The organism is Vibrio sp. OPT46, assembly GCF_015163535.1.
GTDB classification, from domain to species: Bacteria; Pseudomonadota; Gammaproteobacteria; order Enterobacterales; family Vibrionaceae; genus Vibrio; species Vibrio alginolyticus.
The window spans coordinates 80,283-90,988 of the sequence record NZ_JADDYG010000774.1 but is presented as its reverse complement, the minus strand read 5'-3'; the positions used below and the strand labels follow the sequence as shown (position 1 = coordinate 90,988).

Annotated in this window: 10 protein-coding genes; 8 read left to right on the top strand and 2 right to left on the bottom strand. The window is 44.1% G+C overall.

Going from position 1 to position 10,706, the window contains the following annotated elements:
* Together IQR33_RS27665 and dnaJ are read left to right on the top strand one after the other, a co-directional pair.
* Positions 1–1,080: Hsp70 family protein (locus IQR33_RS27665; RefSeq protein WP_193844231.1), on the top strand; the 1,080-nt coding region annotated here is incomplete at its 5' end.
* Positions 1,081–1,284: 204 nt separating this feature from the next.
* On the top strand, positions 1,285–2,433 hold the full coding sequence (dnaJ, locus tag IQR33_RS27660) for a molecular chaperone DnaJ (RefSeq protein ID WP_017635700.1): 1,149 nt from the start codon (positions 1,285–1,287) through the stop codon (positions 2,431–2,433).
* A 68-nt stretch (positions 2,434–2,501) separates the two neighbouring features.
* Here the strand turns inward: dnaJ and IQR33_RS27655 are convergent, their stop codons facing one another.
* Positions 2,502–2,933, bottom strand: coding sequence for a type IV pilin protein (locus IQR33_RS27655; RefSeq protein ID WP_017635699.1), 432 nt, complete (start codon positions 2,931–2,933; stop codon positions 2,502–2,504).
* Positions 2,934–3,036: 103 nt separating this feature from the next.
* On the opposite strand from IQR33_RS27655, the gene IQR33_RS27650 reads away from it, so the two are divergent.
* The 6 genes from IQR33_RS27650 (at position 3,037) to tadA (ending at position 8,538) form a co-directional block, all read left to right on the top strand.
* Complete coding sequence (locus IQR33_RS27650; RefSeq protein WP_017635698.1) at positions 3,037–3,543, top strand: GspH/FimT family pseudopilin; 507 nt, start codon at positions 3,037–3,039, stop codon at positions 3,541–3,543.
* Positions 3,524–4,114, top strand: a complete 591-nt coding sequence (locus tag IQR33_RS27645; protein ID WP_017635697.1) for a PilW family protein — start codon at positions 3,524–3,526, stop codon at positions 4,112–4,114. Before IQR33_RS27650 ends, IQR33_RS27645 begins: the two co-directional genes overlap by 20 nt.
* Positions 4,111–5,421: a hypothetical protein gene (locus IQR33_RS27640; RefSeq protein WP_006741845.1), complete on the top strand. Its 1,311-nt coding sequence runs from the start codon at positions 4,111–4,113 to the stop codon at positions 5,419–5,421. Before IQR33_RS27645 ends, IQR33_RS27640 begins: the two co-directional genes overlap by 4 nt.
* Positions 5,411–5,824 (top strand): type IV pilus modification PilV family protein, encoded by a 414-nt coding sequence (locus IQR33_RS27635; RefSeq protein WP_017635696.1) that lies wholly within the window; start codon positions 5,411–5,413, stop codon positions 5,822–5,824. The genes IQR33_RS27640 and IQR33_RS27635 overlap by 11 nt, the downstream gene beginning before the upstream one ends.
* A 394-nt stretch (positions 5,825–6,218) precedes the next feature.
* Positions 6,219–7,778 (top strand): AbgT family transporter, encoded by a 1,560-nt coding sequence (locus IQR33_RS27630; RefSeq protein WP_017635695.1) that lies wholly within the window; start codon positions 6,219–6,221, stop codon positions 7,776–7,778.
* Positions 7,779–7,989: 211 nt separating this feature from the next.
* Positions 7,990–8,538, top strand: a complete 549-nt coding sequence (tadA, locus tag IQR33_RS27625) for a tRNA adenosine(34) deaminase TadA (RefSeq protein ID WP_025998702.1) — start codon at positions 7,990–7,992, stop codon at positions 8,536–8,538.
* 588 nt (positions 8,539–9,126) lie between these two features.
* On the opposite strand, the gene mltF is transcribed toward tadA, so the two are convergent.
* The gene (gene mltF, locus IQR33_RS27620; protein WP_025998701.1) at positions 9,127–10,704 is read right to left on the bottom strand and encodes a membrane-bound lytic murein transglycosylase MltF; all 1,578 of its coding nucleotides are present in this window, start codon (positions 10,702–10,704) and stop codon (positions 9,127–9,129) included.
* Positions 10,705–10,706: the final 2 nt, after the last annotated feature.

Sequence of the window (10,706 nt, the reverse complement as noted above, 5' to 3'; positions counted from 1 at the left end):
GACGTAAACCTACCTTACGTTACTGCAGATGCAACTGGTCCTAAGCACATGAACATTAAAGTGACTCGTGCAAAACTAGAATCTCTAGTTGAAGACCTAGTACAACGCTCTCTTGAGCCATTAAAAGTAGCTTTAGCTGATGCTGACCTATCAGTAAACGACATCACTGACGTAATCCTAGTTGGTGGTCAGACTCGTATGCCAATGGTTCAAGCGAAAGTTGCTGAGTTCTTTGGTAAAGAAGCGCGCCGTGACGTAAACCCTGACGAAGCAGTAGCAATGGGTGCTGCAGTTCAAGGTGGTGTACTTGCTGGTGACGTTAAAGACGTACTACTACTAGACGTAACTCCACTGTCTCTAGGTATCGAGACAATGGGTGGCGTGATGACTAAGTTAGTTGAGAAGAACACAACTATCCCAACTAAAGCGAACCAAGTTTTCTCTACAGCGGAAGACAACCAGAGCGCGGTAACTATCCACGTTCTACAAGGTGAGCGTAAGCAAGCGATGTACAACAAGTCTCTAGGCCAATTTAACCTAGAAGGCATCCAGCCTGCACCACGTGGTATGCCACAAATCGAGGTTACGTTTGACCTTGATGCGGATGGTATCCTACACGTGTCTGCGAAAGACAAGCAGACTGGTAAAGAGCAGAAGATCACTATCCAAGCTTCTGGCGGTCTAAGCGATGAAGACATCGAGAAAATGGTTCAAGAAGCAGAAGCTAACAAAGAAGCGGACAAGAAGTTCGAAGAGCTAGCGACTGCACGTAACCAAGCTGACCAAATGATTCACGGTACTCGTAAGCAAGTAGAAGAAGCTGGTGAAGCGCTACCTGCAGAAGAGAAAGAGAAGATTGAAGCAGCAATTTCTGAGCTAGAAACAGCACGTAAAGGCGAAGACAAAGAAGCTATCGATGCTAAAGTTCAAGCACTAATGACCGCTTCTCAAAAGCTGATGGAAATCGCTCAACAACAAGCTCAAGCGCAGCAAGCACAAGGTGCTGACGCAGGTGCACAGTCTAAAGAAGACGACGTTGTAGATGCTGAGTTCGAAGAAGTTAAAGACGACAAGAAATAATATTTCTTAACCAGATGGCTGCATAGCCATCTGGGGTCGATAAGACTTCGTGTGCGGGCGTTTGGGGCAACTCTTACGCCCGTCTGTTTGTAAACGCTGTCTTTCTAGTTAAGTATGTTGCAGACAAGTGCACTTACCTAGAACGATACAAACACCAAGCGGTGAATCGATGCCGTTTGTAGTAATTAACTGGTGACGAAGAACATGTCAAAACGTGATTTTTACGAAGTATTAGGCGTAAGCCGTGATGCCTCAGAGCGCGATATCAAAAAGGCGTATAAGCGTCTAGCGATGAAATTCCACCCAGACCGAAACCAGGGTGATGATTCTGCGGCGGACAAGTTTAAAGAAGTAAAAGAAGCGTACGAAGTTCTGACCGACCCTCAAAAGAAAGCGGCGTACGACCAATACGGTCATGCAGCTTTTGAACAAGGCGGCGGTGGTTTCGGTGGCGGCGGCTTTGGCGGCGGCGGTGCTGATTTCGGCGACATCTTTGGCGATGTATTCGGTGACATCTTTGGTGGTGGTCGTCGTGGCGGTGGTGGCCACCGTGCCCAGCGAGGTGCTGACCTACGTTACAACATGGAATTGACGCTAGAAGAAGCGGTTCGTGGTGTAACGAAAGAGATCGAAGTACCGACACTAGTACACTGTGATACCTGTGATGGTAGTGGCGCGAAGAAAGGTTCATCTGCTGAAACATGTGGTACCTGTCATGGTCATGGTCAAGTACAGATGCGCCAGGGCTTCTTCGCAGTGCAACAAACCTGTCCTACCTGTCACGGCAAAGGTAAAATCATTAAAGACCCTTGTAATGAGTGTCATGGTCAAGGTCGTAAGCAGAAAACAAAAACACTTAACGTTAAGATCCCGGCAGGTGTTGATACTGGCGATCGTATTCGCCTATCTGGCGAAGGTGAAGCGGGAGAAATGGGGGCGCCTGCTGGCGACTTGTATGTACAAGTGCACGTGAAAGAGCACCATATCTTCGAGCGTGATGGCAACAACCTATACTGTGAAGTGCCAGTAAGCTTTGCGATGGCAGCTCTAGGTGGTGAAGTTGAAGTACCAACTCTAGATGGTCGCGTAAGCCTAAAAGTACCTTCAGAAACGCAAACAGGTCGTATGTTCCGCATGCGTGGTAAAGGTGTGAAAGGCGTTCGCGGTGGCGGTATCGGTGACTTGATTGTTAAGTTGGTTGTCGAAACACCAGTAAATCTAAGCTCACGCCAAAAAGAACTGCTCAAAGAGTTTGAAGAATCTTGTGGTGGTGAAGCGGCGACAAAGCACAAGCCTAAATCAGAAGGCTTTTTCAACGGTGTGAAAAAGTTCTTTGATGATTTAACCAGCTAAGACTTTAGTGAAAAGCACAAATACAAAGGCCTGCTAAAATGCAGGCCTTTTTGCATCTCGGTGTTCTTCTAATTCCAGCAATCACTTGGTTCTTCGACATTTGTTGACGTTAAAGTAATCGTTTTAGCGCCAGTCAAACACTCGTCGTCGTCTTGTCCCAGAGCCGATTTTGCTGTTGCTGTAATGGTATAGGCCGTACTTGCAGAGCTCGCAATATTGAAAGAAAATCTATTTTTGTCTGAGTCACATAGAGTGCATGTGCCTCCAGAGATAATATGACTCCAGTCGTACCCACCATCATAAGATGTCTCTAGCTCTAGCTGAATTCGACTAAGATCGCTCAAGGCAACCGTCCTATGAGACTTGAGCACATGATTGGTGTAAGAAGGGTAGGCGACAGCCGCAATGATCCCGACAATCACTACAGCTACCAGTAATTCGATCAATGTCATCCCTCTCAATCCTTTTTTGTAGCCGTTACAACGAGAAATTCGAATCATCACGAGTAGTTTCCTTTTCACTTTTCCGCCTATTTTTGGCAGGTGATAGCATCTGTGCAAGATGAATTACGGCCCTTTTGCCGTTTACATAGGAATTTGGGAAATGCCTCGCGGGTTTACGTTGTTGGAGCTTCTTATTACTGTTGCTGTCTTGTCAGTACTACTACTTTTTGTCGCCCCAAGTTTTTCAAAAGTTAGCCAACACATGAAAATAGTGAATTTAGCCAACGAATTACAGGGTTTTTTGATCCAAGCGAAATCGGAATCGGTGATGAGAAATCAAGATTTTTGGGTTCATATTCAAGGCTTGCCTTCATCCACCGGAAGCTGGAAGCTCACACTCTCGAGTGTATCGAATGTCACTGACATTACTTCAATGAATACTGTTGCTGAGCTGCAAGGTCATCTATATCGGGGTCTGGTGGTGTCGAGTAATATAACTAGCGTCAAGTTTGATCGTGTTATGGGGAATCCCAAAAATGCGGGAAGTATTCACCTGAAGAAATCTCAAGCGGATACCAGTCCGATAAAAGTAACTGTTCATAACGGAGCAGGGCGAGTAAAAGTGTGCGCTATGAATAAGGCAAAATATGGCTTTGAACAATGCTAAACAGCAGGGTAGTACACTTGTTGAGTTTATGATTGCTGCGTTGTTAGGACTTGTCGCTTTGGGCATTGTTGGCGCAGTGTTTCTTTCTAACCAAAAAACAGCTGTGCAGCGAAGCAAGGAAATAATGCTACTTCAGCAGATGAGTAGTGTAATTCAACAAGTGAAAGAGGATATTCAGCGAGCAGGGTTTGATGGTATTACGACAAAATCAATGATGCTTTCCGGTTCTCCTAGCGTTCTATATCAACAATCCGAAAAAATCGGTTATGTTTATCGAAACACAGCAAGCTCTGTGAGTAATACGATATATCGGTTAAAGGATAATATGTTGGAATATTGCCAGGATGATTCACCATCACCTTTAAGTGTCGTGTCTGCTGCTAGTGGATGTTTTGATCTTTTTGATCCTAAGCAAATTAAAGTAACTCAATTTGGTGTTAGTCGAACATTACTATCAGGTTCGTCAATAGAGAGTGCGTTTATTTCTATTTCAATGGCCGCTGAATTAAAAAATGATCCGGCAATTTCTCACGCCATTTTATTACAAGTTCAGCAAAGGAATTGGCAATGATACGTAAGCATCAACAAGGAGTGGCCACGTTACTTATTACTTCCATACTGCTCTCTGTCGCTTTGGTTGTGACGTTAGGGTCATATAAGAATCTATTTTATCAAATTAAGCGTGCGCAGAATGAAGTTAGTTCTCGGCAACAGCACTGGGAAGCGGAAGGGGGGCTTGAGTGTCTATTTGCTTATGTCACAGATGATGTATCCATAGTGAACGAGCTCATCCCAATTAATCACAATAATTTAAATACCTTATGTAAGAGGGAATTAAACCTTAGCCAGCTGAACGTTACTGATATAGGGGCAGGAGTCTATCGTATTAATTCTATATCTCACAATGGTTGGGCCCAGCTCAATAAAACTTTCAGTACACTAAGTAATCGTGGAAAAGGAGCGATACAAACCACATCCAAGTTAACTACTTATGGTGATTTAAAGGTTCATCCAGATGCGAAAGGTGATCTTAATTCTGACAATCTGTATGAATGCATATCACTGACTTATCGGTATAGTTATACCATGGAAGGCGGAAGCACAGGATCAAAATATAACACTGCATCAATAAGAGCGAATAGCTTATATGATGGTTCTCCTGCTGGAGGGTGTACCGCTGCAACGACAACCAATGTTACAGTAAAAGCTGGGAATGCAATTACGAAAACTAATAAACCTGAAACTTCTGATCCGCAGCTAAAAGGCGATTTTGTTTATGACTCTGAAGTCGATCCATTCCAAACCTTTTTTGATTACAAAAAAACACCGGAAAACATTGATAAAGTCAAAGCTTCATTTCCGAAAGCTGGGAAAATCAATTTGTCAAATGCGACACAGTGTAAATCAGCTATCGAAAATGCTTTTAAGGAAGTAGATAAGGTTTGGATTACTGGTGACTGCGCCATTCACGGGAATTTAGCACTTCAAGGCAACCATGAGAAATATACGTTAGTTATTCAAGATGGTATTTTTATCAATACTGGTTCAACAACATTTCAGGGTTCGCTTTTTCATTTAGTCGATAAAACTAAACCACAGTTTGCTCCTGATGAGTTAAAAAGCTATTGGGAAAGTTTGTTCTCGAATGCTGATGGCTCACCGACTAATTTTACCATTGGTAAACAATATACTGATCTTACACAAACTGTTTATGTTGATGCAGGGGCATTTCACGCAACGGGTGGTTATGGTTTTGATACTGATGGGTTAAAAACCTCAATTGCGGGCTCAATGGAGTTACTATTTGATTCCAGCAAAAGACCTACAACAAGGAGAAATGATGTTCGTTGGCAAGAGGGAAGTTGGAATGCCAAGTAAACAACATGGTTTTAGTTTAATTGAAATAATGATTTCTTTTATTTTAATTGGTGTCGGTGCTCTTGGATTGGTTAAGTTGCAAGCTTACATTGAGCTGCGGGCAGATTACGCGATGCATAGCATTGAAGCGCTAAATCTTGCTGAGCAGAAATTAGAGTGGTTTCGTACGCGTGGGGCTATTTCTGCAGTCCCCTCGATGCCCGCCGCTAATTTTGATACAAATATTGTCTCTGGGGAAGATACTACGCACCCCTTGTATACTTTATCTTGGTCTGTGCCAACGGCAACTCTGTCGGGCGCACTTAAAACGATACATATGGAAGCTCTATGGCAAGATCGCCACGGTAAAATACAATCGGTAGAGCTGAAAACCATGATCTCTAAACATAGCGAATTTGATTAAATAGTCTAGGTTCCTGTTTTACGCCGATTCAATCAAAACCGATTGGAGTTCTGGATAAGGTGTTCACTGTCCGCGTTGCCCTTTTTATATTGAAGAGAATTATTTCTTGCTTCTCATCACGTATAGTTTCTTTTCTTAAAACTATCTATTCATCGCTCTATGCAACCTCTGTTTTTGCCAGCTCGTTTACTAAATGTATATGTTGATTTTTCCATAATGTTTCAGGCTTGTATCTTTGGTTTTGTTTTTTTGCAAAATATGTCTCCAATTATGAAAAAAAATCTAGAACCTTGTGCTTTCTCCATTAGTGTTTACTAGAATACTCGTTGGATAGTAGGCCGTTATAATTATTCAAATAGGCCTTGGCACCAACATCATTCACTATGGAGTTACCATGAGTAACCAAGCTGTAAATAAAGCACCATCATCGAAGCCGAGCGGGATGGAGCGCTTTTTAAACTTTATCGAGAGGACAGGTAACAAAATCCCTGATCCTGCGATTTTGTTCTTCTGGGCATTGATCATTACTTGGGCGGCGTCAGCACTTTTGTCGAATGTATCATTCGATCTTCCAAACCCTCGAACGGGCGAAGCTCTTACTATCACCAACTTACTTACGGGCGAAGCGCTAGCAAGTTTCCTTGCTAACATGGTGACGACGTTTACTGGCTTTGCGCCACTGGGTATCGTACTTGTCGCAATGCTAGGTGTGGGTGTTGCAGATTCTTCGGGTTTTATTACGACGGGTCTTAAGAAGATGCTGAACTTCACGCCAGCTAAGCTTCTTACTCCAATGCTGATTTTGGTTGCTATTGTGTCGCATACTGCGGCAGATGCAGGCTATGTTCTGGTTATTCCTCTTGGCGGTATTATCTTCCATGCGGCAGGTCGTCACCCTTTAGCAGGTATTGCGGCAGCATTTGCAGGTGTATCTGGTGGCTTCTCTGCAAACTTTATCCCTTCAGGTATCGATCCGCTATTGGCTGGCTTTACGCAAACTGCGGCGCAGGTTCTTGATCCTGAATATGTGGTTAACCCATTAGCGAACATCTTCTTCACTGGCCTATCCTCTATCATTATTGTGGGGATTGGTTGGTACGTGACAGAGAAAATCATCGAGCCTCGTTTATCAAAAATGCCAATTGATGATGATGCGGAAACCGCGCCAAACCTAGGTTCATTTACTGAACTGGAATCAAAAGCATTCCGTTATGCAGGTTGGGCAATGATGGCGGGTATTGCTTTACTTGTTGCAGCGTTAATTCCAGAAACATCAGCACTTCGCTCGCCTGAAGGTGAAATTACTGCCTTCTCAGCACCGATAATGAAGTCTATCGTGCCGTTGATCTTTATTCTGTTTATCATTCCTGGTTACGTTTACGGTAAAGTGTCTGGAACGTTCAAGACCAGCAACGACATTATCAAAGCGATGGCTGATACTATGTCAACCATGGGCGCATACATTGTTATGTCGTTCTTCTGTGCTCAGTTCCTATCTGCATTTGCTCAGTCAAACATCGGTACGATGCTAGCGTTGTATGGCGCAGAAGGCTTAAAAGCGATGAACCTACCAGGTGAAGTGACCATCATCGGTATGATCCTTCTAACCGCGTCTGTAAACCTACTTATTGGTTCGGCATCGGCAAAATGGGCTTTAATTGGTCCAATCTTAGTGCCAATGCTAATGGCGGTTGGTATCTCGCCTGAGCTGTCTCAAGCGGCTTACCGTGTGGGTGACTCTGTATCGAACATCATTTCGCCTCTAATGGTATTTTTCCCTCTTGTAGTGGTTTACTGTCAGCGTTATGTGAAGTCGGCTGGTATCGGTACGCTTGCGTCACTAATGATGCCATTCTCGATCGCAATGCTGATCGGTTGGTCTATCTTCCTAGTTGCTTATTGGATGGTAGGTATCCCGCTAGGCATTCAAGCTCCTTACACTTACACAATGTAAAAACGTTTAGGGTGTGAAAGCCGCTAATTGGCAGCCAAAAAGCGCAGGTCTTCGATCTGCGCTTTTTTGTTCTCGTAAAACGAACATCGATAGGTCTTGTAACTAGTTTTTTGGAGTTGCAGACTTTGTCCCGTGATGTGTCGCTGTAGTGAAGCCGAAGTTGGTGATAAAATTCCCGACTTCAATCATTTTTGTTTCTTTGGAGCCTCCTTTGTCTAACCATCCGTTTACCCCTCAAGATGAATTGTTTATGCGCAGAGCGATGGAGCTTGCTGAGCAAGCAGAAGCTGAGGGGGAAGTACCTGTTGGCGCAGTGCTTGTCAAAGATGGTGAAATTATCGCTGAGGGGTGGAATCGCTCTATTGGTACTAATGACGCTACCGCACATGCTGAGATCCAAACGCTGCGTAAAGCAGGCCAAAAGCTAGAAAATTACCGCCTTCTGGATACGACGTTATATGTAACACTTGAGCCATGCCCAATGTGTGCCGGAGCCTTATTGCATAGCCGCGTTAAGCGGGTTGTTTTTGGAGCGCCAGATTTAAAAGCTGGAGCTGCAGGAACAGTGCTTAATTTGTTTGAAAGCCAAGCCGCTTACCATTACGCCTTAGTTGAAAAGGGGCTGCTAGAAGATGAGTGCCGCACTCAGCTACAAGCGTTTTTTAAGCGTCGCCGAAAGGAAATTAAAGCGAAGAAGCAAGCACAAAAAGCATTAGAAAATCGAGAGAGCGAGCAAGGTAGTGGGAGTAGTGAGGGCTAGCAAACACCTACAACGTGGTAGATGTTTGTTTGGACGCACTAGTGATTGACTAAATGTACAAAAACACGATTACGTGAACTTACTTTCTTTTTCATACATGTCAGTTTACGTTTACGTCGGATAGCAGCTACTGTGTTATTTAAACGCTTTGACTGCACTCTACGTCTTCTCATATTCAAAACCTCCTGCAGACAAGACTTATACCAGTAAAGCGCGGCTCATCGATGCTTGGCAATAGGCTCGATAATCGCACTAAACATTGTATGGTTTAAACGTTCTTCATTTGACTTCTGCATTGCACAGAGCCAGCAAACAATTTCAATACGATGCTTAATAATAGGAGTGACGTTATTTCGGCAGAGTGTAGCCGAAAGCGCCGCTTCATCAAGTGAGCTAAACCATGTGGTTGTAAAGTAATCTGTTACAAAGCAATCAGTTTTACTAACGATGAAGAAAAGGCGACCAACCAAAGGAATGGTTGAGTGTGGTTGGTGTCACTCAGAATATTGGAGTCTAGATAAGTTTTCGTTAGGACTCAACAAAAATGACGAGCTTCATAGGCTCGTCATTTTCTAGTTTACCGCGGGTTTATTCTTCAATGCTTTCTTGTTCGGTGTCTTCTTCAACCGTGACGTCAGAAGCGCCAGAGACTTGTTCTACGACGGTCTCTACTGCGCCCGATATCAAAATGTCGGGGTTGAGCGGCGGAATCACTTGCAAGTCATCGCTATTCTCATCAATCGCTGGCTGTTGGCTGACATGACCAATGATGGATTGGTAGTAACGTCGAATATTTTCTACGTAATTACGCGCTTCATCGCCTCTGGCGTACCCATAGCGAGTTTGGCTGTAATAGCGCTTCTGACGCAGTAAAGGCAGCCTATCTTTTACATCGGCCCAAGCGTTCGGATCGCCACCTTGTGCTTTGGTGAGTCGTCGTGCGTCCATCATGTGGCCGTAACCAATATTGTATGAAGCTAACGCAAACCATATTTTTTCATGCTCGTTGATGCTATCAGGCACGCGACCTACAATGCGACGTAAGTACTCGACACCACCACGAACAGATTGCTCAGGGTCTAAACGGTTTGTTACCCCGACGCTTTTCGCTGTTGGCAGAGTAAGCATCATCATCCCCCTAACACCCGTTGGCGATTTTGCTGTTGGTTTCCAATGTGACTCTTGATAAGCCAATGCTGCAATTAATCGCCAGTCGAACTCTTCGCTGTATTTTTGGAATAAAGGTGCCCATTTAGGCAATTTGTCATCCAGAGCTCGAATGAATGCGCGAGTATCAACGTAGTCAAATGCTTCAATATGACCAATGTACTTTTCTTCGAGGGTGGACAGTTCTCCTGATTGTTTGATGTTACCGAAAAACTCTATCAGCATTGCATACAAGCTTTCGTCTTCAGAACGTCGAGTAAACCAAGACACAGGTTGATCTTCTGTAAGTTCGAACGCGAGCGCAAGATCGGGGTAAAGGCGTTGAGCTAGGGAAAGTTCCACCGAATCAGTCACAGTAAAACGTAACTCACCCTTCGATACGTATTTGAGTAAGTCTCTCGTGTCAGCATCACCAACAATTTCAAACTGAAGTTCTGGATACTGCTTCTTTAACGCTGTTAGGGTCGGAACATATTGCGATTGTTCAACGATCTTTAATGTTTGAGCGCCTGCATTTGTATCTTCGTCGGACTCGTCGTCTTTCGAGGCTTGGTATTCAATGAGTTGTTCGATATCACGTGGTCGAAGTTGCCCTTTTTTATATACCACTTGTTGGCTTACATAATAATAGGCAGGGCCTGGTCTAAATCGTTTGACTGCTTGTGACGTTTGATTTAAACCCGTAGCGATGATATCGATATCTCCTTTCTTAAGAGCAGGAAAAAGCTCAGCTTGGCGAAAGGCTGGTTTAATCTCGAGTTTGACGCCGAGCTGCTCCGCAAACTGACGCGCCAATTCGTAATCCAACCCTGCGGGACCATCGGGACCTATGTAGTAGGAAAGCTGATTGTTTAGCGTGCCAACACGAAGCACACCACGTTCTTGAATTTTTTCAAATTCACTTTTGGGCTCCGACTCAATCTGGCAAGCAGAGAGTAAAAGAACAGAAACTAAAATTAGAGCACTGCGCTTGAGCCGGTTGAAGTGACTTATTTGCATTG

Bases quoted from the DNA above. Each gene is read 5' to 3' on its own strand.
- dnaJ (WP_017635700.1), top strand. From the start codon at position 1,285: ATGTCAAAACGTGATTTTTACGAAGTATTAGGCGTAAGCCGTGATGCC.
- IQR33_RS27655 (WP_017635699.1), bottom strand. From the start codon at position 2,933: ATGATTCGAATTTCTCGTTGTAACGGCTACAAAAAAGGATTGAGAGGG.
- IQR33_RS27650 (WP_017635698.1), top strand. From the start codon at position 3,037: ATGCCTCGCGGGTTTACGTTGTTGGAGCTTCTTATTACTGTTGCTGTC.
- IQR33_RS27645 (WP_017635697.1), top strand. From the start codon at position 3,524: ATGGCTTTGAACAATGCTAAACAGCAGGGTAGTACACTTGTTGAGTTT.
- IQR33_RS27640 (WP_006741845.1), top strand. From the start codon at position 4,111: ATGATACGTAAGCATCAACAAGGAGTGGCCACGTTACTTATTACTTCC.
- IQR33_RS27635 (WP_017635696.1), top strand. From the start codon at position 5,411: ATGCCAAGTAAACAACATGGTTTTAGTTTAATTGAAATAATGATTTCT.
- IQR33_RS27630 (WP_017635695.1), top strand. From the start codon at position 6,219: ATGAGTAACCAAGCTGTAAATAAAGCACCATCATCGAAGCCGAGCGGG.
- mltF (WP_025998701.1), bottom strand. From the start codon at position 10,704: ATGCAAATAAGTCACTTCAACCGGCTCAAGCGCAGTGCTCTAATTTTA.